We start from the raw sequence: 25383 nt of genomic DNA, 5'->3' as shown, positions 1-25383 counted from the left end.
AGATTACCCTTTTTGCTTTGCTAACCAAGTACGCACAGCTTGCTGGATCGAGTGCTGTACGTCTTCAATCTTCTGGCTCGCGTCAATAATGGCAACTGACTCATCATTAGTCGCCATTTCAAGATAGCGCTCACGGGTACGCTCAAAGAAACTAATGTCCATTTTTTCGATTCGGTCGAGTTCACCTCGTCCACGTGCACGCTCAAGACCTAGACGTGGGTCGATGTCCAGATACAAAGTAAAATCTGGCTTGAATTCACCAATGGCAATATGCTTTAGGGAAGTCATCACAGCCTGATCAATTTCACGACCACCGCCTTGGTATGCTTGCGAAGACATGTCATGTCTATCACCAATTACCCAAGCACCTTTTGCTAACGCCGGCTTGATCACTGTCTCTACCAACTGGATACGTGATGCATACATTAACAGTAACTCAGCGCGGTCTTGCAGCGGCTCGCCTTCATGTTCTTCTTTGACCAAGGCTCGCATTTTTTCTGCTAGGACAGTCCCTCCAGGTTCGCGTGTATTAACAATGTCCTGAATGCCAGCTGCATCCAACTCAGCTCGCAACGTACTGATCGCAGTGCTTTTCCCTGCACCTTCTAGTCCTTCAATAACGATAAATTTTGCTTGGCTCATTTTTTACTTCTTAATTGTCTTAAGTATTGTTGGACCGCTCTATTGTGGTCTCGTAGATTTTTAGAAAATACATGTCCACCTGTACCGCTCGCAACAAAGTACAAGTAATTACTATCTTCTGGATTTACTGCAGCTAGGATAGACGCTTTGCCTGGCATAGCAATTGGCGTAGGTGGCAAGCCATTGATGACATAAGTATTATATGGCGTTGCTTCTCGGAGATCTTTCTTTCTAATATTGCCATCATAACGATCGCCCATTCCGTAAATAACGGTAGGATCGGTTTGAAGTCGCATACGCTTATTGAGTCGATTCACGAAGACGGACGCCACTCGCTCTCTTTCTGATGGTACAGACGTTTCTTTTTCAATGATTGAAGCGAGTATTAGCGCCTCATAGCTATTCTTTAAAGGTAATTTGTCTTGTCGAGCGTCCCAACTCTGCTCTAGGATAATGTTCAGCTTTCGATGAGCACGCTTCAAGATGTCTAAATCGCTATCACCAACAGAATAATGATAGGTCTCAGCGAGAAAAAGCCCTTCTAGCTTTTCACGTTCAATACCCAATTGCTGCGCAATTTCAGCTTCTGTTAACATATCAGTCTCATGCTCAAGATATTCTGCTTGTTTGAACTGCTCTCGCCACTCTTTGAAAGTAGACCCTTCGATAAAAGTGATCGCGAGTTGATATTCTTTGCCATCAATGATTGCGTTGAGTGCTTGCTCAAACGTCATCCCAGGTAGGACTTCGAAGGTACCCACTTTTATTTGAGTCAAGTTCGGGTGAAAACGACGAACAAGAGATGCAAACTGAGTAGGCTTAATCCACTGGTCGTCTACAAATGTTGAGATAACCGTATTGAGATTATTACCACGCTCCACGGTAACAAGATGTGGTTGTTCAATATTCAACGGCTGAGCAATAAATTCGTTTACGCTCTGTTTAACATATAAAAAGCCACCTAAAGCAATTGCTCCTAAAACAACCACTGTAAACAAAAACTTCTTTATCACTGACCTAACTTCTCCTGAATACGTCTTGTCATGTTTCCAATAGGGAATTGAGCATCCTGAATTTTGGTTACGGGCGCAACCCCTAAAATACAATTGCTAACGAATATCTCATCTGCGGACATCAATGTGTTGAGCTTGAACGAGTCGATTAAGATTGGCAGCTCGTCTTGATTTACTACTCGTAAAACTTCTTCACGCATAACACCTTCTACTCCGGCCATATCAAGACTTGGCGTGTGAAGCACACCATCCTTAAACCAAAAGATATTTGCCATTGTGGTTTCGATTACGTTGCCGTTAATATCCAACACGATGCCGTCCATACGGTCACTATGTTCAACTTGTTCCTTTGCAAGGATTTGCTCCAGACGATTGTTATGCTTTAATCCCGCCAGCAACGGGTTTAACCCCAATGCGACATCGCAAAGTGACAGTTCAAGGCCGACCTGACGTAATTCGATATAACCAACAGGGAAATCGAACTGGCTTAGAGTAATCAAGGGGCCCCGATTTACGCTAGGGCTATAACCTCGCCCTCCTTCACCACGGCTTACATGTATTTTGATGCCGGCCAGTGCTTTGCGTGAAACAACTCGCTCAAGTTCAGCCTTCATCTGCTGCCAATCTACGGGTGCCATCTTCAGACGAAGTAGCGCCCGTTCCATTCGCTTCACATGCTGATCCCACAACTGCAGTTTGCCTGACTTAGTCAGAATCGTTGTAAAGCAACCGTCACCATATTGAAAACTTCTGTCCGTAACTGAAACATGGTCGACTTGATTTCCATCACGCCAAAACATAGTTCTTCCTTTAAAAACAAAACGGCTTAATGCTAAGCATCAAGCCGTTTGAATACAAGTGTCTTGTACGATTACCGCGGGTTACATCTTTTTGAAAATCAATGAACCGTTAGTACCGCCAAATCCAAATGAGTTACAAAGTGCATATTCCATGTCAACTTTGCGTGCAGTATGTGGAACTAGGTCTACATCGCACTCAGGGTCTGGATTATCTAGGTTAATCGTTGGTGGGACAATTTGATCTACCAAAGACATTATAGTGATGATCGCTTCCGCTGAACCAGCTGCGCCTAGTAAGTGGCCTGTCATCGATTTTGTCGATGATACTAGCACTTTCTTCGCACCTTCTTCGCCAAGAGCGCGTTTAATGCCTTTGATCTCAGCTACGTCACCAGCTGGTGTTGAGGTACCGTGAGCGTTCACATAACCGATTTGTTCACCAGTAATGCCTGCATCACGAAGTGCAGCTTCCATAGCCAAAGCGCCGCCAGAACCATCTTCACTTGGTGAAGTCATATGGTAAGCGTCGCCACTCATACCAAAACCAACAAGCTCGGCATAAATTTTCGCACCACGTGCTTTAGCATGCTCATACTCTTCAAGAACGATCATGCCTGCACCGTCACCCAGTACGAAGCCATCGCGGTCAACATCCCAAGGACGTGACGCTTTTTGTGGTTCATCGTTACGGGTAGATAGCGCTTTAGCTGCACCAAAACCCGCCATACCAAGTGGAGTTGAAGCTTTTTCTGCACCACCCGCTACCATTGCTTCAGCGTCACCATACGCAATCATACGTGCAGCATGACCGATATTGTGAAGGCCAGTCGTACATGCAGTAGAGATTGCGATGTTAGGACCACGAAGACCAGCAAGAATAGAAAGTTGGCCAGCAACCATGTTTACGATAGTCGAAGGTACAAAGAAAGGGCTTACACGACGAGGGCCTTTCGTTACCAACGCTTGATGTCCCGCTTCGATTAGGTCAAGACCACCAATACCAGAACCAATAGCTACACCGACACGGTGTTGGTTTTCTGGTGTGACTTCTAGACCAGAGTCTTTGAGAGCGTGCATGCCTGCTACGATGCCGTATTGGATAAACAAATCCATTTTCTTAGCATCTTTTTTAGACACGTATTCACTACCATCAAAGTCTTTTACTAAGCCAGCGAAACGAGTTGAAAAATCGGTTGTATCGAAATGTTCAATATTTACGATACCACTCTTACCCTCCAAAAGGGCTTTCCATGAAGATTCTACGGTGTTGCCTACCGGTGACAACATACCCATGCCAGTGACAACAACACGACGCTTGGACACGATTTTATTCTCCGGGATATTTGTGATTCTATTTGAAAGGATAGAAGACGTTTAAAAAAACACAGGCGGCCAGAAGGCCGCCTGGAAAGAGATATTACTGAGCGCTGTTTACGTAGTCGATAGCAGCTTGAACAGTAGTGATCTTCTCAGCTTCTTCATCAGGAATCTCAGTGTCGAATTCCTCTTCTAGAGCCATTACTAGCTCAACTGTATCTAGAGAATCTGCACCTAGATCGTCAACGAAAGAAGCTTCGTTCTTAACTTCTGCTTCGTCTACACCTAGCTGTTCAACAATGATTTTCTTTACGCGTTCTTCGATGTTGCTCATTTTTCTTTTCCTTTACAGATTTCGCTTTATGCGATGTTTCCGTAGTTTATTCGAACTATTGAAAGTTGCAAGGGGGTCCTTGCTGGTCAAACCACAATTTTAGCGAATTTAACCGAAATTCAGCACATTTTTGACTTAAATCATGCACAAATGTTGCACAGATCAAACCATGTACATGCCACCATTTACGTGAAGTGTCTCACCTGTGATGTATGCCGCTTCTGGCGATGCAAGGAATGCAACAGCAGATGCAATTTCACGAGGGTCACCTAAACGACCAGCAGGTACGTTGGCTAGTGTAGCAGCTCGTTGCTCATCATTCAGTGCTTTTGTCATATCTGTTTCGATAAAACCTGGTGCAACTGTGTTCACGGTCACACCGCGAGATGCAACTTCACGTGCCATTGACTTAGTAAAACCAATTACGCCTGCTTTCGCTGCCGCGTAGTTCGTTTGACCTGCGTTACCCATAGTACCAACAACAGAACCTACGTTGATGATGCGACCTTGACGCTTCTTCATCATACCGCGTAGTACTGCTTTAGACAGACGGAAGATAGACGTTAGGTTAGTGTCCATGATATCTGTCCACTCGTCGTCCTTCATACGCATAAGAAGGTTGTCGCGTGTGATACCAGCGTTGTTTACAAGAATGTCGATCGCACCAAAATCAGCGTTGATCTGCTTTAGTACTGCTTCGATTGAGTCGGTATCTGTCACGTTTAGTGCCAAACCTTTACCATTCTCACCTAAATACTCGCTGATCGCCGCAGCACCACTTTCAGATGTTGCTGTACCGATTACTGTTGCACCGCGCTCTACCAATAGCTCAGCAATTGAGCGACCGATACCACGGCTAGCACCTGTTACTAAGGCAATTTTGCCTTCAAGGTTCATCATTATCGCGTTCCTTTTATTTTACCGCTTCAAGTGACGCAGCATCGTTAACTGCTGCAGCACTCAATGTCTTAACGATTCGCTTCGTTAGACCTGTTAGTACTTTACCAGGACCAAGTTCCAGCAATTTCTCTACGCCTTGTTCGCTCATTTTCTCAACACCTTCAGTCCAACGAACTGGACTGTAAAGTTGACGAACTAATGCATCTTTGATTTTCGCAGGGTCAGTTTCAGCGGCAACATCAACATTGTTAATCACTGATATTTCTGGCGTATTAAATTCAAGCGCGTCTAGAGCAACTGCGAGTTTATCGGCAGCAGGCTTCATCAGTGCGCAGTGAGATGGTACTGACACAGGTAAAGGCAGAGCACGTTTTGCACCTGCTTCTTTACAAAGTGCACCAGCACGTTCTACTGCCGCTTTATTACCGGCGATAACTACTTGACCTGGAGAATTAAAGTTAACTGGAGAAACAACTTCACCTTGAGCAGCTTCTTCGCAAGCCTTCGCAATAGACTCATCATCAAGACCGATGATTGCATACATTGCACCAACACCAGCTGGTACTGCTTCTTGCATTAATTGACCGCGAAGCTCAACCAGTTTGATCGCTTCTTTAAAATCGATAACACCAGCACAAACTAATGCAGAGTACTCACCAAGACTGTGACCAGCCAAAAGAGCAGGCTGTTCTAGTCCTTGCTCCTGCCATACACGCCAAATAGCAACTGAAGAGGCTAGCAATGCTGGCTGTGTACGGTGAGTTTGGTTTAGATCTTCAGCAGGGCCATTCTGAACAAGTGCCCATAAGTCATAACCTAGCGCTTCGGATGCTTCAGCAAATGTTGCTTTAACTACATCATATTGCTCGCCAAGTTCTGCAAGCATTCCAACTGTTTGTGAACCCTGACCAGGGAACACGATTGCAAAATTACTCATCGTTATTTCCTTAAACAACGCAATCTAAATTAGTATTGGTTTGGATTTTGCTGGGATTAGAAGCGAACAAGCGCCGATCCCCAAGTAAATCCACCACCAAAGGCTTCTAGCAACAGATTTTGTCCACGTTTAATGCGGCCATCACGCACTGCTTCATCTAGTGCAGTAGGAACTGTTGCCGCAGAGGTATTACCGTGACGATCAAGGGTAACCACCACTTGATCCATCGACATACCAAGCTTTTTAGCTGTTGCTGAAATAATTCGATAGTTCGCTTGATGCGGAACAAGCCAGTCTAGTTCTGACTTATCCATATCATTTGCCGCTAATGTGTCTTTGACCAGCTTTGACAATTGTGTCACCGCAACCTTAAAGACTTCATTGCCTGACATATTTAGCCATTTATCCAGTTCACCACCGCGTACTGGCATCTCAAGACTTAACAAGTCTCCAAATCGACCATCAGCGTATAGGTGAGTAGAAATAATGCCAGGTTCTTCGCTAGCACCCAGTACGACTGCGCCTGCAGCGTCGCCGAACAGAATAATAGTAGAACGATCAATATCTTCAACTGTCTTCGATAAGCAATCAGAGCCGATAACTAAAACATTTTTAGCCATACCAGAGCGAATATGCTGATCGGCGACTGAGAGTGCATAAACGAAACCAGTACATGCTGCCGCCATATCAAATGCGGGACAACCTTTAATACCAAGTTTTGCTTGAACTTGACATGCGGATGATGGGAAAGCATGGCTACTGCTGGTCGTTGCTACGATAATGAGATCAATGTCATCTTTATCGATACCAGCCATTTCGATAGCTTTTATCGAAGCTTCGTAGCCCATATCTGCAACAGTTTCGTCTTCTGCGGCAATTCGTCGCTCTTTGATACCTGTGCGAGTTACGATCCATTCATCTGTCGTATCTACCATTTTCTCTAGATCCGCGTTAGTACGGACCTGAGATGGCAGGTAGCTGCCTGTACCTAAAATTTTGCTATACATGAAGACTAATACTGCCTCTCGAGTAACACTGCTTCTAGACGATCGCTGATTTGGTTCGGGACTTGGCGTTTAACCTCGTGAACCGCTTCGCCTATTGCATGAACAAGTGCTGAAATATCAGCACTTCCGTGGCTTTTTATGACAATGCCGCGCAATCCTAACAAACTTGCCCCGTTATACTGGTCGGGGTTCAGTGTTTTCACCTCAGTTATGAGATCGGAAAACAATATTCTTGCTATCCATCCTTTCCATGTAGAGGCGGTTAGTTTTGCTTTTAGTTTATCTAAAATGAGTTGAGCCGTTCCTTCGCACGCTTTCAACGCTGTGTTTCCAACAAATCCATCGCAAACAACAACATCAGCAGCGTCGTGTAACAACTCATTACCTTCGACGAAACCAATATAGTTTATAGATTGCGTTTGGGTAAGCATTTCAGCGCAACGTTTCACAAGATCGTTGCCTTTTATTTCTTCAGCGCCAATATTTAGAATGGCAACTTTTGGTTTTCTGCCCAAATGCTGTTCTGCTAGTGCACTGCCCATGACCGCAAACTGAAAGAGAGAATCTGCATCGACCGATGCATTGGCACCTAAGTCGAGCATCCAGGTCTTGCTGCCCGATACCGTCGGCAACGCAGTGACTAAAGCAGGCCTATCAATACCTGGTAATAGTTTCAGTCTGAAGCGAGATAACGCCATTAATGCGCCAGTATTACCGCTGCTTACGCAAGCATCAGCGTTTTCTGACTCAACGAGATCAATCGCAATACGCATTGAGGTATCGTGACTGTTTCTAAGCGCAAAGGAAGGCTTTTCTGAATTCGAGATGACTCGGTCACTATGCATTACCTCTAAACGGGTACTGCGTTGGTAACCTAGTTGATTGAGTTGTGTATTTATCGACGGTTCGTCGCCGACAAGAACCACTTTTAGCTCTGGGAAAAGCGACAGTGCCTGCACGGCGGCAGGCACTGTTACGGAAGGACCGAAATCCCCGCCCATTGCATCAAGTGCAACGGTTATATTATGCAAAGGTCAACCTTACTTGTTGATAACCTTTTTGCCACGGTAGTAACCGTCAGCAGTCACATTGTGACGTAGGTGAGTTTCACCTGAAGTTGCGTCTACAGATAGTGCAGCTGAAGTTAGCGCATCATGTGAACGACGCATGCCACGCATAGAACGTGACTTCTTGCTTTTTTGTACGGCCATGGACCCTACTCCTATGTTAGTAATTTAAACGTCAGTAACTGTGTTACTCACGCTTTAAGCTCTTTAAAACATCAAATGGATTTGGCTTATCTTCTGGAACCTCTTCCGGAATATCTCCAAAAACCATGTTGTTTGAGTCAACGCTACAATCTGCTATATCGTGCATTGCGACTTGAGGCAGGTTTAAGATGAACTCGTCTTCAACTAATTGTATGAGATCGACCTCACCGTACTCATTAAGATCTACCAAATCGTAATCTTCCGGTGCATCCTCTTCACTTTTCTCACTATAGTAAGGAGTGTAAGTGAATTGGACTTCACACAGGTGTGTGAAAATCTCATTACAACGCTGACATTCCAAATCAACTTCGATGTTAGCTTTACCAGAGATAACAACGAGTCGCTGTTCATCATGCCCAAAGGACAATGTCACTTCAGCATCGCGTTTTACGCTACTAACTGACTCGCTCAGACGCTTAAAAAGACTTACTTGGATGATGCCATCAAAGTCCAATCTTTTCTGTGCTGTCTTACCCGGGTCAACAGTTCGCGGTATTTTTACCTTTTGCATAGGGCGCGAATATTATCTTCCAAAACGGATTTAGTCAAAGAAAAAGGCTAAAAAGTTGTACTTTTTTTGCCTACAGATTAAGAATCTAACATTATGTCTAGAATCTGCAATTATGATAAGAAAAACTGTCCAAAAATGAAAACAATTCGACTCATTTTAGCCTCAACGTCTCCGTACCGTGCGGAGCTTCTATCCAAATTAGGTTTAGACTTTGAAGCTATTGCACCAAACGTTGAAGAAACAGCACAAGAGCACGAAACGGCAACGGAGCTGGTTCAGCGGCTTGCATTGGAAAAAGCGAGTGCCTTAAAAAACGAAAAAGACGCTGTCATTATCGGCAGCGATCAAGTTTGCGTCATCGATGGCAAAATTATTGGCAAACCGTTGACTCGCAGCAATGCGATACACCAGCTCCAGCAGCAAAGTGGAAAAACTGTTCGGTTCTATACTGGACTGGCAGTCTACAACACCAAGACTCAGCAATCGGAGACCGTTATTGATACTTTTGATGTGACGTTTCGAAAATTAACGACCACTCAAATCGAGCGTTATGTCGATATGGAGCAACCACTATACTGTGCTGGAAGTTTTAAGAGCGAAGGGCTCGGTATCACGTTATTTAGTCAACTCGATGGTAAAGATCCAAATACTTTAGTCGGACTACCTCTCATTGACCTTGTCACTCTATTAGCGAAACAAGGCATTTCTCCACTCGCTTAAAGACAAAAACGGAGTGCATCTGGATCGAAGCACTCCGCTCTAGTTATAGCTTTTAGGTTATACGCCTGCTTTTAGCTTTTTAATCGCTTGCTGCAACTTTGGTTCCATCTCAGCATGTATTTCCATTTTTTCATCATTCGCTGGATGCATGAAGACAATGTTTGCGGCATGCAGGAACAAACGGTCTAGACCTACTTTCGCTGTATAAGCATCAAATCGGCGGTCACCATAGCGATCATCCCATGCTATCGGATGGCCCGTGTATTGAGTGTGAACTCGAATTTGGTGGGTACGCCCGGTAATTGGGCTTGCTTGAATCAACGTTGCCTGCTCAAAAGACTCCAGTACCTTAAAGCGAGTTTCTGAAGGTTTTCCATTAGGGTTAACTCTAACAATACTATTCACTTCATTCTTTAGCAGCGGCGCTTTTACTACTCGGCAACTAGGCTTCCATTTCCCCATTACTAGGGCAAAGTAATACTTTTGCACCGTCTTCTCACGAAACTGTGCTTGCAAATGACGCAAAGCAGACCGTTTCTTCGCAACCAAAAGAATACCCGAAGTATCGCGATCTATGCGGTGTACTAATTCTAAGAAGCGCGCTTGTGGACGTAACGCCCTTAAAGCTTCAATCGCACCAAACTTCAAACCACTTCCACCATGAACCGCAATTCCAGATGGCTTGTTTAAGATGAGCATGTGGTCGTCTTCATAAATAATTTGCGACTCAAGCTCTGCCACTTTATTCAACTTTGTGCTGATCGGCGCTTCTTCTTGCTTCTCTTCTATTGTGACAGGAGGTATACGGACGCTATCCCCTGCTTGAAGCTTGTATTCTGCTTTGACACGCTTTTTGTTTACCCGTACCTCACCCTTGCGCACGATTCGGTACACAACACTCTTAGGAATGTTTTTCAATTGGTTGCGCAAAAAGTTATCGATGCGCTGACCAGCCATATCGTCGTCAATATCGACAAATTGGACTTTAGTTCTAATTTCACTCATTTCGCTATTATAACATTCAAAGCTGCAAGAAAATAACGCTTTCTATTGGTAATTTTGTCGATGAGATAGTGGAAAAACCATCAACAACACGCTCTCAGCCATTGTCTGAACAAGCTGTGGATAGAAATCAACCAGTTTGAACCAGCTTTTACGCGCCCTGAGATATTATTGCTTAAAATCAGCACATTAAACGTACATTGCCTAGGAATAATCAGAATTTTTTCTGTGGTTTATACTAAAGCTGATTGCTGATAATTCGCTGCGCTGCTATAGTTCACAGCTGCAATAGGTAATTAAAATCGATTTATGATTTGTCGATATTATCTTTGAGCAATTTTAACTATGAGTAGAACGCTTAGTTTTGAGACGCAGCAACTGGCATAAGACGTTGATCGCTAAGACTTCCTTGTCACCTACTCACGTAATCGTGTTGAGTATCACCGCCACATATGCGGAGCACACAGCGAAAGTCCTGTGTGAAGACTGTAGTGCCCAAGAGCATCCCTTCCAGCCGGGAGGCTGCATTTTACAAAGCCATGGGATCCGGCACCACGACTTACGAAAACTGTGACAAGAGCAATGATGAAAACAAAGAAAATACAACGAGAATTTCTGTAATGAAAAGAATGTTAATCAACGCAACTCAAAAAGAAGAGTTGCGTGTCGCTTTGGTCGATGGCCAGCGACTATTCGATCTTGATATCGAAAGTCCAGGTCACGAATCTAAAAAAGCGAATATCTACAAAGGACGTATCACTCGAGTTGAGCCTAGCCTAGAGGCCGCTTTTGTTGACTACGGTGCCGAACGCCACGGTTTCCTCCCTCTCAAAGAAATTGCACGCGAATACTTCCCTGAAGGCTACACCTACCAAGGTCGCCCAAGCATCAAAGATGTCTTGAGTGAAGGCCAAGAAGTGATCGTGCAAGTTGAGAAAGAAGAACGCGGTAGCAAAGGTGCTGCATTGACAACCTTCATCTCTCTAGCAGGTAGCTACTTAGTACTAATGCCTAACAACCCTCGCGCTGGCGGTATTTCTCGTCGCATTGAAGGTGAAGAGCGTACAGAACTAAAAGCCGCCCTTAGCACTCTAGAACTACCACAAGGTATGGGCCTAATCGTTCGTACCGCGGGCGTAGGCAAAAGTGCCGAAGAGCTTGAGTGGGATTTGCGTTTCCTACTAAACAACTGGGAAAACATTAAGGGTGCAGCAGACCAAAACCCTGCTCCGTTCTTAATCCATCAAGAAAGTAACGTTATCGTTCGTGCACTTCGTGACTACCTACGTCGCGATATCGGCGAGATCTTGATTGATAGCAACACCATCTACGAGCGTGCTCGCCAGCACATTCAATTGGTTCGCCCAGACTTTGTGAACCGAGTGAAAAAATACGAAGGTGAAGTACCGCTATTTAGTCACTATCAGATTGAAAGCCAGATCGAGTCAGCGTTCCAGCGTGAAGTGAGGCTTCCATCTGGTGGTTCTATTGTTATTGACCCAACTGAGGCACTTACGTCTATCGATATCAACTCTGCCCGCGCTACCAAAGGCAGCGATATCGAAGAAACTGCACTGAATACTAACCTTGAAGCAGCAGATGAAATTGCTCGTCAGCTACGTCTTCGCGACCTAGGTGGCTTAGTTGTTATCGACTTTATTGATATGACACCTGTACGTCACCAACGTGAGGTTGAGAACCGTCTGCGCGAGGCAGTACGAATTGATCGTGCCCGTGTTCAAATAGGTCGTATTTCTCGTTTTGGTCTACTAGAAATGTCTCGTCAACGCTTGAGCCCATCTTTGGCTGAAGCAAGTCATCACATTTGCCCACGTTGTACTGGTACTGGTGTGGTACGTGATAACGAGTCATTAGCGCTATCAGTACTTCGTCTCATCGAAGAAGAAGCCTTGAAAGACAACACGTCTCAAGCTCTTGCCATCGTGCCAGTGCCAATTGCTTCTTACCTACTAAACGAAAAACGTCGCTCCATTAACCACATTGAGCGCGTACAAGAAGTTAAGATCACTATTGTTCCTGATTCTGATATGGAAACGCCTCATTTTGAGGTAATTCGTGTTCGTGAAGGTGAAGAACAAGACCTGTTGTCATACTTGCTACCTAAAAAGCTAGAAGCACTCAAAGAGGCTGAAGCTAAGGAAGCCGAAGTCGAAGCTAAGCCGCGTAAGATTGAGCAACCTGCACTGCAAGGTTTTGCGACACCTACTCAAAACGCCCCGACTCCAGCGCCTAAGCCAAGTAAGCCAGCTAAGGTAGAAGTGAAGAAAGAAGAGAAGCAGCCTGGTCTGATGTCTCGTATCCTTTCTGCTATTGGTTCACTTTTCTCTTCAAATGAAGAGCCTAAGAAAGAACCAGAGAAGCAAGAAGAAGCACCTAAGAATCGCAACGGCAGACAGCGTCGGAATCGAAACAACGATCAACGTCGCCGTAATAGTAAAGATTCTCGCGATAATGATCGTAACAAGAATCGCCGTAACAAACCTGCTCGTGACGAAGAGAAAGAGTCTAACGACAATGCTCAAGAGTCACGCAAACAGCAAAATCGTCGCGGTAAGCAGCAAGATCGTCGTAATAAAAAGCGCGATGAAGCAGCCGGCAAATCAAAAGTAGAAGAGCAAGGTCAACAAATCGCAGCTGATGTTCAAGCTGAGAAAAAAGCACCTCGTTCTGAAGAAAAAGCGGCGAAAGTTAAAGAGCGCCGTCAGCGTCGTAAGCTTTCTAAGCAAGTGCGCGTAAAAGATCAAAAAGCACAACAAGAAGAGCAAGCGACTCAGGTTGCGTCTGTTGAGACAGCTCAAACTGCGGTAGAAAAGCCTCAAGTACCTGAAGCGGCAACAGAAGCTCCAGCGAAAGAGGAAGGCAAACAACGTCGTAACCGTCGTTCTCCTCGTCACTTACGTGCAAGTGGTCAACGTCGTCGTCGTGGTCGTGATCGTCGCCCTAACCCATTCCGCCTACGTAAGGGTGGTGTAGCTTCTCCTGAAATGGCGATGGGTAAAGTAATGCCGAGCTATGGCATTGTGAAACCTAAGGCGAAAGCGAAACCTGAAGCGGAAGTTAAAGAGCTAGTCACAACCACAGGTGTTGCTATGCCTGAGATGGCAATGGGTAAGGTTATCGTAATGCGTAAGCCTGAAGCTATTGAAGCACCTGTTGTAACAGAACCAAAAGCTGAGCAAACGGTCGTTGAAGCAGTAGTTGAACCAGTTCAAGTTGTTGCTGAACCAGTTGCAGAAGCTGCACCAGCAATCGTTGAGCCTGCTACAGAAGCTGTTGTTGAAACCGAACCTATGGTTGAAGTCTCGGTAGCTGAAAATTCAGTGGTTGAAGAGCAACCTACTATCGTGGAACCTACTCCAGTAAGCCTTGTTGCAGAGAAAGCAGTTGTTAGCTTCAAGGGCCACGCGAGTGCACCAATGGCTAAAGCTGAGGGCAAGCAAGAACTTGGTGAAATTATCATCAACGCAGCACCTATTAAAGCTGAGCGTTACCAACAGAAGGGTGCAGGCAGCCAAGTAGCAACTAACTCTGCGTCAGCAGTAATGACAAAACCTAACTACTAATACGTAGAAAGGAAAACTTTAAAAGGCTGCGAATATCGCAGCCTTTTTTATTATTCGGGAAACGTTGGCGAAAATCGTAGGCATAAAGATGCCACTTAGCATCGAAACACTTTCTTTCAATATTGAAGTTTTGTTCACATTTCGGTAGCATGCCGAGCTTTGATTATTTCATCAACAATGCGCCATATCTATGTCATATAGAAAATGGATAATGACGACGAATCATTTTCACCTATGCTATTCATATAGTAATTCTACACTTTGAACGTCTCAATTTGCGCTGGATGAAATCCATATAAATCCAACAACATAAGTAAGCACAATTACATGTTTGAATTTCCACAGTTTTCCAAGCACTCGGTAAAAAACGATGTTCTATCCGGCCTTACCGTTGCATTGGCATTAGTGCCAGAAGCGGTTGCTTTTGCGTTCGTTGCCGGTGTTGACCCAATGGTTGGCCTATACGCCGCCTTTATCGTCGGTTTAGTCACTTCTATCTTCGGTGGCCGTCCTGGCATGATCTCTGGCGCTACAGGCGCAATGGCTGTAGTAATGGTCAGTCTAGTAGCGACTCACGGAGTACAATATCTCTTTGCCGCTATTATGCTTGCAGGCCTACTACAAATCAGTGCAGGTTTATTTAAATTGGGGAAATTCATTCGCATGGTACCCCACCCTGTTATGATCGGCTTCGTTAACGGCCTTGCGATCGTTATCTTCTTGGCACAGCTTGGACAATTTAAAGCTCCTGACCTTTCAGGTGCCTTAACTTGGCTACCTCAAGATCAAATGATGCTGATGCTTGGATTAGTTGCGTTGACTATGGGTATTATTCACTTTCTACCTAAACTAACTACCGCTGTTCCATCATCGTTAGTTGCTATCGTGACTGTTACCTTATTGGTTCAGGGTCTTGGTTTGGATACACGCACCGTTGTCGATTTTCTGCGTTCTATGTCAGGTGATATGAACGCAACGTTGGCGGGCTCTCTTCCAGAGTTCTCCATCCCAGCGGTTCCATTGACGCTTGAAACCCTACAGATCATTCTGCCATACGCTATTATTTTGGCGGCAATCGGCTTAATCGAGTCACTATTAACACTGACCGTGCTTGATGAAATGACCAATACACGTGGTCAATCTAACCGTGAATGTGTAGGTCAGGGTCTAGCAAACGTAACCTGTTCGGTGTTTGGCGCGATGGGTGGTTGTGCCATGATCGGTCAGTCAATGATCAACGTAAACTCTGGTGGTCGTGGCCGCTTGTCAGGTATCGTTGCAGCCGTTGCACTACTAATGTTTATTCTTTTTGCAGCTGCACTTATCGAAATGATTCCGTTAGCCGCACTAGTAGGCGTAATGTTTATGGTTGTGATTGGGACGTTCGAATGGGCGACCTTTAAGCTTGCGCGCCGTGTACCTAAACAAGATTTCTTTGTTATTGTGCTGGTTACGGTAGTTACCGTTCTTACTGACCTTGCCGTAGCGGTTGCTGTGGGTGTTGTTGTCTCTGCGCTTATGTTCGCTTGGGAACACGCGAAACACATCTACGCGAGTAGCAGCGTCAATGCTGAAGGCTCTAAAGAGTACCAAATTAACGGACCTATCTTCTTCGGCTCTGCAGCGAACTTCCTAGAGTTGTTTGACGCTAAGAACGACCCAGCAGATGTCATCGTTGATTTTGCTAACTCGCGTGTTACAGACCACTCAGCTATTGAAGCTATTGAGACGTTAGCGGAACGTTATGCAGCAGTGGGTAAAACGCTTCACTTGAGACACTTAAGTCCAGACTGCCGCGCACTGTTACAAAAGGCGGGCAGCTTAGTCGAGATCAATGTGAAAGAAGATCCGAGCTACAAAGTTGCAACTGATGTACTTGCTGGATAACAGAAAGCAAAATAAAAAAGGGGCTCATCGCCCCTTTTTTATTCATTACTCACTTTAACTCTCATTATGTCTTGCTGTTCTGCACCGAACTGTTTTTTTAGCTCTGCTTTGCTTTTAAAGCTAATTTCGCCCCCTGCGGCGACCGACATATGCTGAGGGTCTACGTTATGCTTCGATTGATAAAGCATTACCGCTTGCATACAAGAGTCTCTTTGGTCTTGAGATAATCTACTACCTTCTGGCCAGCGACCAGTTTCAGTGGCATACAGAAGTCTCTCATAAACATCCGGAGTCATGGCTTCTAAGAGTTGTTCTACGTCCATACTGAACCTTCTTTTTGCTTGAACTTTCAGACCCGCTAAATTTCGGTTCTGAGAGGTTAATTCGTTACTCGAACCATAACGTGATGATACACTGAGTCAAGTTGAGTACGACAAATCAGTGTAATTGATCACAAGTAGTAGAATGAAATTACCTTATCTCCTATCCGCCTTAGTAGCCACTTCACTTTTATCCGGCTGTTTTGAAACTCGCAAGAACACAGATCAGCTCTGCGAAAACGAGCCCAGTTTGAACTGTTCTTCATTAAATATAAACGATGGTCAATGCCGAATCGCGAGAACAGACCTTATTTGGCATCGTTATGAGATGCTTGACAGCCCTAGTGAAAATAATCAAATCAAGGACTATCACCTGCTCAAGGAATATCGAAAGTGTCTAGAGTTAGCGTCACAAATTCAGCCAATTGAACAGGCCGACCTCAAGGCAAAAAGATTTAACGCCCTGATGTATTCGATAGAAGAACAAGAACGAATCACACGAGATTTAGCGAGTTCAACTTCGCCCGAAACACTCTATTTTCTTTGGAGCGAAACGGGAAACCAAGCAGCAAAACGTCGCTTTTTAGCCATGGAAAATACCGGTGTACTTGACACCTCTTCCATGCAATATGCTCTCGCCACCTATTATATTTCACGAGATAAGCAAAAAACCTATCAACTATTAAATCGCTCTCTAGAGCTTTCGGCAGGTGGAAAACACGTCAACAAAGAAGTGATTAAGTCTTTAGCAAGCGTGACTCAAAACCTAGACCTCCCAAAGCAATCCTATCTTTGGGCAATGGTTGGCAAAGAGTTTGACATCCCCATCGCTTCAGACAACGAACTCAGATTGCTTTTTGGGTTAACGGAAGAAGACTATCGCTCTCTCAACGAGCAGGCAAAAACTGTCGCGAAAGCCATTGATAACGGAAGCTATACGAGAGACTTGGTGCTTCAGTAGTTTACTAAATTATTGGAAATAAAAACGGGCTCCACAATGGCGCCCGTTTTTATCTCTACAAAATGAAAGAATGGTACATAGAATCAGTCAGATACATCACTACTTTCACTTTTGTTGAAAATTAACGACACGGAATTGACACAGTACCTTTGCCCCGTTGTTTTAGGACCATCTTCAAAAACATGCCCTAAATGGCTATCACATGCCTTACATCTAATCTCGATTCGCTGCATACCATGACTTAGATCTTCTAAAAATCGAATGGCTTTTTGATCGACCGGTGCATCAAAACTAGGCCAGCCACAGCCTGAATCATACTTGCTTTCAGAATGAAAAAGTGGCGCTTCACAGCAAGTACAATGGTATAAGCCAGTATCACGGTTGTGTAGTAGAGTACCACTAAAAGGTGCTTCAGTACCCTGCTGTCGGCACACACGGTACTGTTCATCATTTAGGGTCTCACGCCAGTAATCATCGGGCTTCATCGCGTTTTTATTTTCACCACTCACGACCTTTACACTCCCTTTTTTATTGTCTACATTTTATACACGCTATATATCATACGTATAGCAAACTTGGTTGTAGCACATTGTTGTCAATTTCCAACCAAGCTGTATCAGTTATGTTAACTTACCTTGCTTACAAGGTTAAATACATAACTAAAACTATTACAGAGTCTCTGTCAAAGTTCAAAAAAACGTCATTTAATACCGAATGTTAAGAAAAGCGACACTTTTTTTTGACTTTAAACAAATTAATTCCGATTATCTATTGAAGTTAGTGACTGGATTCTGTAATTTTACTACCAGTTATCTTTAAACAGAAATTAAGTTGTGGAGCAACTATAATGACTATCAAAGTAGGTATTAACGGTTTTGGCCGTATCGGTCGTTTCGTATTTCGTGCAGCGCAAGAGCGCAACGACATCGAAGTAGTAGGTATCAACGATCTAATCGACGTTGAGTACATGGCATACATGCTTAAGTACGATTCAACTCACGGCCGTTTCAACGGTACTGTTGAAGTTGAAGGCGGTAACCTAATCGTTAACGGCAAAACTGTACGTGTAACTGCAGAGCGCAACCCAGAAGATCTAAAATGGGATGCTATCGATGTTGACGTAGTAGCAGAAGCAACTGGTCTTTTCCTAACTGACGAGACTGCACGTAAGCACATCACTGCTGGCGCGAAGAAAGTTGTTCTAACTGGTCCTTCTAAAGACGCTACTCCAATGTTCGTAATGGGCGTTAACCAAGACACTTACGCTGGTCAAGATATCGTTTCTAACGCTTCTTGTACTACTAACTGTCTAGCGCCTATCGCTAAAGTTCTTAACGACGAGTTCGGTATCGAATCTGGTCTTATGACTACAGTTCACGCTACTACAGCTACTCAAAAAACTGTAGACGGTCCTTCTGCTAAAGACTGGCGCGGTGGTCGTGGTGCTTCTCAGAACATCATCCCATCTTCAACTGGTGCTGCTAAAGCTGTAGGCGTTGTTCTTCCAGAACTAAACGGCAAACTAACTGGTATGGCTTTCCGCGTACCAACTGCTAACGTTTCTGTAGTTGACCTAACTGTTAACCTTAAGAACGGTGCATCTTACGAAGCTATCTGTGCAGCTATGAAAGCAGCATCTGAAGGCGCTCTTAAAGGTGTTCTAGGTTACACTGAAGACCAAGTTGTTTCTCAAGACTTCATCGGTGAAGTTCAAACTTCAGTATTCGATGCTAAAGCTGGTATCGCTCTAACTGACAACTTCGTTAAAGTTGTATCTTGGTACGACAACGAAATCGGTTACTCAAACAAAGTTCTAGACCTAATCGCTCACATCTCTAAGTAATGTAAGCTTTTAGCTGAATATTTGTATTAAGGCGACTCATTGGGTCGCCTTTTTTGTATCTGTTTCTGGGTTCAATATCACCTGGGAATGTCAAACATTACCCTCCCCTAGGAACCAGAAACTCTCACCTAGGAGTTACTATCTATGGACTTGTCTACGCTACCAGCTTTAACTGTACTTTCTGACTGCGTAACGACTGCTAAGCTAGGCGACAATACGATCGTTCGCATCAACCACCCTAAGGCAACGGCTGCGATTTCCCTTCATGGTGGTCATATCATCTCGTTTAAGCCCTCCAATCAAGAAGAGTTGATTTGGATGAGCAAAGACGCAGTCTACGATAACAAAGCTGCACTACGAGGTGGTATCCCTATTTGCTGGCCCTGGTTTGGTCGCGTTGCCGCCCCTGCTCATGGGTTTGCGCGCAACAGCGCTTGGACGCTAATCGAGCACCGTGAAAGCGACGCTGGTGTTATTGTAAGCTTGGGGTTATCTGACAATGACCAAACTCGCGAAATTTGGCCACACAGCTTCCAACTCGTTTTAAACGTAGAAGTATCTGAAACACTCACTGCTACTCTCAATGTTACCAACACCGACTCGGCTGCATGGAAGTTCTCAGGTGCACTGCATACTTACCTAAACATCGGTGACATTCATAACATGGAAGTAACCGGGATGGGTCCAACTTATATTGACGGCCTACAAGAAGGTAAAGTGTGTCAAGGCGGCGAAATCCTGTCTCTAACCGACACTATCGATCGTGTTTACACCGAGCCAAGCAAAGAAATTGTGCTTCACGATAATGCATTCAATCGACAACTCTCCATCGTTAATGACGGTGACAATTCTGCAGTCCTTTGGAATCCTTGGGAAGCAGGCGCGAAGTCGATGGGCGACATGAACGATGATGGCTACTTAACTATGTTCTGTATAGAGTCGACATTACACGCTAAGACACTAGAAGCGGGGCAAGAACTTAATCCTGGTGACACTTACCAGCTCGCAACCACTCTTTCGGTAAAGTAAATCGCCCGAGCTAATTGCTTCCAACCCATGATATGGTTAGACTTACGAAAATTTTCGTCGAGTCTAACCTATGTCCTATCAATGCCCGCTCTGTCATCAATCGTTGTCCCTCAATGAGCGTAGTTTTCGCTGTGAAAACAACCACCAGTTCGACTTGGCAAAAGAAGGTTATGTCAATCTCATGCCTGTGCAACACAAGCGCTCAAAAGATCCTGGCGACAATAAAGAAATGATGCAGGCACGACGTACTTTTCTAGAGCACGACCTATACACACCTATGCGTCAACAAGTTGCGGAGACTCTAGCCAATCTCTTAAACCAAGGCACGGTTCTCGATATCGGCTGTGGAGAAGGTTATTACACTAGCTTTTTTCAGCAATACCTAGCAGAAAGGAACAAAAAGTTAGATTTTCATGGACTGGATATTTCCAAAGTGGCGGTTCGATACGGCGCAAAACGCTATCCAAACGTCAACTTTTGTGTTGCCTCAAGTCATAAGCTGCCCTTCTCTGAAAACAGTCTAGCTGCGGTGGTTCGAATTTACGCACCTTGTAAACACGATGAGTTACTTCGCTGTATTGAAGATCAAGGTATCATGCTGACCGTAACGCCAGGTAGTCACCATCTATATGAACTTAGGGCGTTGATCTATCAAGATGTTCGTTTACATGATGAAACGGCCGAGCAAATTGAAGGCTTCGAACTTTTGTCTGAATCTAAACTAGACTATGAAATGAACCTTAGTGGACAACAAGCGTATGACTTGTTGCAAATGACACCATTTGCTTGGAAAGCGACAGACGAAGTAAGGTCGAACCTCAAGTCACAACAAGAGTTTCAATGTAACGCCGACTTCTTGATTCGAGCCTACCGTAAAATGTAATGAGATTTATTTTCAATTAGATTGAGTCCACGTTCAATCTCTATTACCATTACGGTTCCAAGATAGCCTTCCGATGAAGGCTATTTTTATAGAGAGAACAGACTATGAAAGCATTACCCATTCTCATATCACTCGCCCTTCTATCGGGTTGCACCACGACAAAAAACTCACCTGAATACCCAGCTACAAAACCGGAAAGTATCACTTCATTTTACGATTACCAATTGGCCAGCCCTACTGGTGAATCAATCAGCCTGAGCGCTTTACCGGAGGCGATATTGGATGCCAATGTTATCCTAGTCGGGGAATGGCATACCCATGCGGGCATTCACCGATTTCAAACCGATCTTCTGAAAGAACTCATCAACAACAATCCGAACACCGCGCTTTCTATGGAACAGTTTACCCGTGACAAACAGCCTGTGGTTGATGACTATCTCGCTTCACAAATTGGTGAGCAGATCTTAATTAAACAAGGAGGAGCTTGGCCAAATTACGAAAGCGACTACCGCCCACTCGTTGAATTAGCCAAGGATTCAGATATCGACATCATTGCCAGCAACGCACCAAAATCAATCGTCCGCTGTATTGGGCGTCAAGGGGTTGGCTACTTAGATAAACTGGATGAACAAGAACGTTCTCTAGTCGCAGCAACGATAGACACGTCAAGTTCACCATACAAAGAAAAATTCATGTCCTCTATGCATCACGGTGACATTGAACAAACGAAGAAACAATATGCTGCTCAACTCGCCTGGGATGCGACTATGGCAGAAAGTATTGTTAACTATATGGCAGCACATCCTAACTCTCAGGTCATGCACATCGCAGGTAAATTTCATACCGAGCAAGCATTAGGAACCGCTGCGCAGATCCAGCAATTGAACCCTGACTTGAGTATCGTCGTGATTACGCCAGTGAATGACATTGCTAGTGCGAGCAATGACTACCAATTGGAAGTACTACCACCACCAGAACGTTACGTTAAAAACGAGAACCGAATGAAGGCGTATAAGAGCTTAAAAATACGTAACGACTCTCTGGTTTGTAAATAACTCATCAACACAAGTTATGATTGGCGCACAAATTGCTTAGTCCATGTTAATAGCATCGATCAATCTCTCATTTATAGAAGCTTTTATAAAGTTTTTGCCACATTTGACGATGTATTGATTGATAGCGCTAATGGAGATAGTTATGCAAAGCGTCAATTCAAACCTAATGAGCCAGACAAACGCACCTGTTGCGACGGCCACTAAGACAGTAGCAGAAGGTGCCACTGCTAACGGCAACACTTTGCCTACAGGCAACGGAGATAGTGTATCCATCTCACCTCAAGCTAAAGCAATGCTTGAAAAGGAAGTGAGCGAAGGCGCTACTAAAGAGAATATCTCAAAAGGCGATAACGATAGCGTAGGTAAGTCGGTCACCTCCTTTGCTCACGGTGCGTTAGGTATGGACCATCCAGATGACTTAGAGAAACAAGAAGATAGTTCCTACTCTGCCGGTCAGTATGTCTCCGCAGCTGTGACCATTGGTGCTTTGATATTGGCTTTGGCTTAACATCATTTATCCTAACGACAAATAATCCTGTTTGAGGTGGAAACCACATTCACTTGATAATCGATCATCTTTAACTGCATGATCACAATTTATGAATCGACACTTCAAGCTGATTGATAAGCCAACTTTCTTTGGCGCAATCACATTGCTCCTGAGCGTTATCATTCCCCTGATAATGTTCCCTGAACAAGGTGCAAAAATCATCGGGCAAGCTAAGCTCATTATGACCGATAAGTTTGGCTTCCTGTATCTAGCCCTTGGCCTCGCTGCCCTCTTTTTTATGATATTCATCATTTTTAGCGATATCGGCCAAATTAAACTAGGCGAACCTGACGAGGCACCAGAATTTGCAACGTCTTCTTGGGCTGCCATGCTGTTTTGCGGCGGTATCGGTGCCAGTATTCTCTACTGGGGCTGCATTGAATGGGCTTATTATTATCAAGCGCCACCATTTCAACTAGAAGCGGGAAGTGAAGAAGCGGTTCGCTGGGCGGCAACATATGGTATTTTCCACTGGGGACCTATTGCATGGGCCATCTATCTGATCCCTGCGCTACCGATCGCTTATTTTTTCTATGTACGTAAGCAACCTGCCCTGAAAGTATCCAGCGCATTGATTCCTGTCATCGGCGAGAAACACACCAATGGTGCACTCGGTAAACTGATTGATGTGCTTTTCATCTTTGGCCTATTAGGTGGTGCGGCGACGACATTAGGACTTGCAGCCCCGCTTATCAGCGAGGGCTTGAGTGTCTTATTCGGGCTACCGCAAAACACCTATTCACAAATCGGCGTATTAGCTATCTGTACCGCAATTTTCGCCTACTCTTCGTTTGCGGGGATGGAAAAAGGCATTAAGATCCTCAGTAACATCAACTTCTGGGGTGCAATGCTGCTTCTTGCTCTAGTGTTGGTTTTGGGTCCAACTATTTTTATTCTTGAGACGGGTCTAGATTCCATCGGTCGAATGATGTCTAACTTCTTTGTGATGGCGACATGGGCGGAACCATTTGGTGGCTACGGTACATTTGACAACACTCACTTCCCACAAGATTGGACTATTTTCTACTGGGCATGGTGGTTAGTGTTCGCGCCAAGTATGGGCTTGTTTGTTGCACGCATTTCCCGCGGTCGCACAATTAAACAGATGGTCGCAGGTTCATTGTTCTTTGGTTCATGTGGTTGCTTCCTATTTTTCATCATCTTAGGAAACTACGGCCTATCGCTACAATTATCTGGACAGCTTGATATTGTCGCAATTTTAAACGAGTTTGGTGCAACAAAAGCCATCTTCTCTATGTTGTCAGAGCTACCATTTGCTTGGTTTATCATCCTTTTGTTTACACTGCTGTGTATCATCTTTACAGCAACAACATTCGACTCGATCTCCTACATCTTGGCGTCTGTGGTTCAAAAAGACGTAACGCAGGAGCCAATGCGCTGGAACCGCTTATTTTGGGCCTTCACTTTGAGCTTTATGCCTGCTGTTCTCATGTTCTTAGGTGGTTTGAGCACACTACAAACTGCAGCAATCGTCGGCGGCCTGCCTCTACTCGGTATTGCAGTTATGTTGATGATCTCAGCGGTAAAAGCCACCACGTTGGATATTCGTCACCAAGAAGATTATGTAGAGCCAACCATTAACATTGAAGAACTGCCAGAGTTTGATCCTTGGTCAAATGAAGGGGTTGCACTAGCTAATTTTGAAAAGTGTCGTGACGCTGCACAAATTGCCGCAGATGAAGAGCGAACTGCGCTGCATGCTCTGTTCAAAGTTAAGAAAAAGATTCGCGCTTATGCATTAGAGCATGCCGATGACACCAGTAAAGCGATCCCACAGGAATTGTTGGATGATTTAGAGGCGAAGCTTCAATTACTCACAGATGCTCAGAACGCGAAAGAGCAGTCCTCACAAGCTGCACAAGATGCGAGAATGAGGTTTACTGAGGTTTGTTCCGCAAGCTAATAACAACAAAAAAGCAGGCTCTAAGCCTGCTTTTTTGTTAACGATTCGGGTGATTGATGATGTGGTCTTCCCAGTCCACCACGTCAATTTCATACACGACTTTATTGCGAACACTTTCCCCTGCCGCGTGCATAGCGGACTTAGAGCCTGTGATCAATGGGTGCCATTCTGGAAGGGGTTTTCCTTCTGATAAAACACGGTATGAACACGTTTCCGGGAGCCAATTAAACTCGTGGATTTTTTCACGGGTTAGCTTTAAACATTCTTCACCCGATTGGAATCGATTTGGATAATCCTTACACGAACAAGTTTTGCTGTTCAGCCAACTACAAGCCACATTAGTGTAATAGACCTCATCCGAGTCCTCATCCATAAGTTTGTGTAGGCAACACTTACCACAACCATCACACAATGATTCCCATTGCTGTTCACTCATTTGCTCTAATGGTGTTGTTTTCCAAAATGGACTGGTCATGTGGCATTACCTTCTAAATCTATGGAGGCGTTTTATACCGCTAGTCGATACAAACTGCAAGTACTCTGTTCGCTCTAGATGCTGTAGCTGTTATTCAATTATGTACAACACCTTTATTTTTGGTAAACTCAGCGCCCTTCAATTTTAAGGCTGCAAAAGATGGATTGTCGATTAGGTTGTGGGGCATGTTGTATCGCCCCAAGTATTTCTTCCCCTATTCCAGGAATGCCAAACGGCAAACCCAGCGGCGTTCGCTGCATACAACTTGATGAGCGCAATCTTTGTAAGTTGTTTGGTCAGCCAGAACGGCCAAAAGTGTGTCATGCTTTTAAAGCCTGTCCAGACGTGTGTAGCGATACTAATGCTAAAGCATTGGCAAACATCCTAGAGCTTGAACGAATTACCTAATATCTGCCCC

General features: G+C 44.5%; 26 protein-coding genes. 11 read left to right on the top strand and 15 right to left on the bottom strand.

What is annotated here, in order from left to right; translation table 11 throughout:
• Positions 1–3 precede the first annotated feature (3 nt).
• The 11 genes from tmk to yceD form a co-directional block, all read right to left on the bottom strand.
• On the bottom strand, positions 4–642 hold the full coding sequence (tmk, locus tag HW45_RS22735; protein ID WP_038229980.1) for a dTMP kinase: 639 nt from the start codon (positions 640–642) through the stop codon (positions 4–6).
• Positions 639–1655, bottom strand: coding sequence for an endolytic transglycosylase MltG (mltG, locus tag HW45_RS22730; protein WP_038229979.1), 1017 nt, complete (start codon positions 1653–1655; stop codon positions 639–641). Before mltG ends, tmk begins: the two co-directional genes overlap by 4 nt.
• Positions 1652–2455, bottom strand: coding sequence for an aminodeoxychorismate lyase (gene pabC, locus HW45_RS22725; RefSeq protein ID WP_038229977.1), 804 nt, complete (start codon positions 2453–2455; stop codon positions 1652–1654). Before pabC ends, mltG begins: the two co-directional genes overlap by 4 nt.
• 81 nt (positions 2456–2536) lie before the next feature.
• Positions 2537–3778: a beta-ketoacyl-ACP synthase II gene (gene fabF / locus HW45_RS22720; RefSeq protein WP_006075090.1), complete on the bottom strand. Its 1242-nt coding sequence runs from the start codon at positions 3776–3778 to the stop codon at positions 2537–2539.
• Between the two features lie 94 nt (positions 3779–3872).
• Entirely contained in the window at positions 3873–4106 is a 234-nt protein-coding gene (gene acpP / locus HW45_RS22715) for an acyl carrier protein (RefSeq protein WP_004406112.1), read from the bottom strand.
• 162 nt (positions 4107–4268) lie between these two features.
• Complete coding sequence (gene fabG, locus HW45_RS22710; RefSeq protein WP_038230175.1) at positions 4269–5003, bottom strand: 3-oxoacyl-ACP reductase FabG; 735 nt, start codon at positions 5001–5003, stop codon at positions 4269–4271.
• Between the two features lie 16 nt (positions 5004–5019).
• Positions 5020–5943 (bottom strand): ACP S-malonyltransferase, encoded by a 924-nt coding sequence (fabD, locus tag HW45_RS22705; protein ID WP_038229975.1) that lies wholly within the window; start codon positions 5941–5943, stop codon positions 5020–5022.
• Positions 5944–5999: 56 nt separating this feature from the next.
• The gene (locus tag HW45_RS22700; RefSeq protein ID WP_038229973.1) at positions 6000–6950 is read right to left on the bottom strand and encodes a beta-ketoacyl-ACP synthase III; all 951 of its coding nucleotides are present in this window, start codon (positions 6948–6950) and stop codon (positions 6000–6002) included.
• A 5-nt stretch (positions 6951–6955) separates the two neighbouring features.
• Positions 6956–7981, bottom strand: coding sequence for a phosphate acyltransferase PlsX (plsX, locus tag HW45_RS22695; RefSeq protein WP_031493498.1), 1026 nt, complete (start codon positions 7979–7981; stop codon positions 6956–6958).
• A 9-nt stretch (positions 7982–7990) separates the two neighbouring features.
• The gene (gene rpmF, locus HW45_RS22690; protein WP_031493499.1) at positions 7991–8161 is read right to left on the bottom strand and encodes a 50S ribosomal protein L32; all 171 of its coding nucleotides are present in this window, start codon (positions 8159–8161) and stop codon (positions 7991–7993) included.
• 43 nt (positions 8162–8204) lie between these two features.
• Complete coding sequence (gene yceD / locus HW45_RS22685) at positions 8205–8732, bottom strand: 23S rRNA accumulation protein YceD (RefSeq protein WP_031493500.1); 528 nt, start codon at positions 8730–8732, stop codon at positions 8205–8207.
• A gap of 135 nt (positions 8733–8867) precedes the next feature.
• Between yceD and HW45_RS22680 the strand changes: the two genes are divergently transcribed.
• Positions 8868–9452, top strand: a complete 585-nt coding sequence (locus HW45_RS22680) for a Maf family protein (protein WP_038229972.1) — start codon at positions 8868–8870, stop codon at positions 9450–9452.
• A gap of 57 nt (positions 9453–9509) precedes the next feature.
• Here HW45_RS22680 and rluC read toward each other — a convergent pair whose 3' ends face one another.
• Entirely contained in the window at positions 9510–10457 is a 948-nt protein-coding gene (rluC, locus tag HW45_RS22675; RefSeq protein WP_006075500.1) for a 23S rRNA pseudouridine(955/2504/2580) synthase RluC, read from the bottom strand.
• 617 nt (positions 10458–11074) lie between these two features.
• On the opposite strand from rluC, the gene rne reads away from it, so the two are divergent.
• Positions 11075–14038 carry a ribonuclease E gene (gene rne / locus HW45_RS22670; protein WP_038230174.1) on the top strand — a complete coding sequence of 988 codons (2964 nt, stop codon included), beginning with the start codon at positions 11075–11077 and terminating at the stop codon, positions 14036–14038.
• Positions 14039–14365: 327 nt separating this feature from the next.
• Positions 14366–15925, top strand: coding sequence for a SulP family inorganic anion transporter (locus tag HW45_RS22665; RefSeq protein WP_038229971.1), 1560 nt, complete (start codon positions 14366–14368; stop codon positions 15923–15925).
• A gap of 38 nt (positions 15926–15963) precedes the next feature.
• Here the strand turns inward: HW45_RS22665 and HW45_RS22660 are convergent, their stop codons facing one another.
• Complete coding sequence (locus HW45_RS22660) at positions 15964–16248, bottom strand: YeaC family protein (RefSeq protein WP_038229970.1); 285 nt, start codon at positions 16246–16248, stop codon at positions 15964–15966.
• A gap of 142 nt (positions 16249–16390) precedes the next feature.
• Between HW45_RS22660 and HW45_RS22655 the strand changes: the two genes are divergently transcribed.
• Positions 16391–17206 (top strand): DUF2989 domain-containing protein, encoded by an 816-nt coding sequence (locus HW45_RS22655; protein ID WP_038229969.1) that lies wholly within the window; start codon positions 16391–16393, stop codon positions 17204–17206.
• An 83-nt stretch (positions 17207–17289) separates the two neighbouring features.
• On the opposite strand, the gene msrB is transcribed toward HW45_RS22655, so the two are convergent.
• Positions 17290–17691, bottom strand: coding sequence for a peptide-methionine (R)-S-oxide reductase MsrB (gene msrB / locus HW45_RS22650; RefSeq protein WP_038230172.1), 402 nt, complete (start codon positions 17689–17691; stop codon positions 17290–17292).
• Positions 17692–18053: 362 nt separating this feature from the next.
• Between msrB and gap the strand changes: the two genes are divergently transcribed.
• From gap to HW45_RS22620, 6 genes are all read left to right on the top strand, one after another.
• Entirely contained in the window at positions 18054–19049 is a 996-nt protein-coding gene (gene gap, locus HW45_RS22645; RefSeq protein WP_004748683.1) for a type I glyceraldehyde-3-phosphate dehydrogenase, read from the top strand.
• A gap of 144 nt (positions 19050–19193) precedes the next feature.
• Positions 19194–20078, top strand: a complete 885-nt coding sequence (locus HW45_RS22640; protein WP_038229968.1) for a D-hexose-6-phosphate mutarotase — start codon at positions 19194–19196, stop codon at positions 20076–20078.
• Between the two features lie 70 nt (positions 20079–20148).
• A complete protein-coding gene (gene rlmA, locus HW45_RS22635) occupies positions 20149–20961 on the top strand; it encodes a 23S rRNA (guanine(745)-N(1))-methyltransferase (protein ID WP_038229966.1) in 813 nt (270 codons plus the stop codon).
• 104 nt (positions 20962–21065) lie between these two features.
• Positions 21066–22016: a ChaN family lipoprotein gene (locus HW45_RS22630; RefSeq protein ID WP_038229964.1), complete on the top strand. Its 951-nt coding sequence runs from the start codon at positions 21066–21068 to the stop codon at positions 22014–22016.
• A 142-nt stretch (positions 22017–22158) separates the two neighbouring features.
• Positions 22159–22524 (top strand): hypothetical protein, encoded by a 366-nt coding sequence (locus tag HW45_RS22625; protein ID WP_038229962.1) that lies wholly within the window; start codon positions 22159–22161, stop codon positions 22522–22524.
• A gap of 91 nt (positions 22525–22615) precedes the next feature.
• Positions 22616–24490 carry a BCCT family transporter gene (locus HW45_RS22620; protein WP_038229960.1) on the top strand — a complete coding sequence of 625 codons (1875 nt, stop codon included), beginning with the start codon at positions 22616–22618 and terminating at the stop codon, positions 24488–24490.
• Between the two features lie 37 nt (positions 24491–24527).
• Here HW45_RS22620 and HW45_RS22615 read toward each other — a convergent pair whose 3' ends face one another.
• Positions 24528–24965 (bottom strand): YcgN family cysteine cluster protein, encoded by a 438-nt coding sequence (locus tag HW45_RS22615; RefSeq protein ID WP_038229959.1) that lies wholly within the window; start codon positions 24963–24965, stop codon positions 24528–24530.
• A 159-nt stretch (positions 24966–25124) separates the two neighbouring features.
• On the opposite strand from HW45_RS22615, the gene HW45_RS29070 reads away from it, so the two are divergent.
• Positions 25125–25373 carry a YkgJ family cysteine cluster protein gene (locus HW45_RS29070; RefSeq protein ID WP_081875882.1) on the top strand — a complete coding sequence of 83 codons (249 nt, stop codon included), beginning with the start codon at positions 25125–25127 and terminating at the stop codon, positions 25371–25373.
• Positions 25374–25383: the final 10 nt, after the last annotated feature.

It is taken from the genome of Vibrio sp. ER1A, assembly GCF_000733315.1.
Classification (GTDB): domain Bacteria; phylum Pseudomonadota; class Gammaproteobacteria; order Enterobacterales; family Vibrionaceae; genus Vibrio; species Vibrio mediterranei.
Note: the sequence above shows the minus strand (reverse complement) of the source record. Positions and strands in the feature narration are given on the sequence as shown.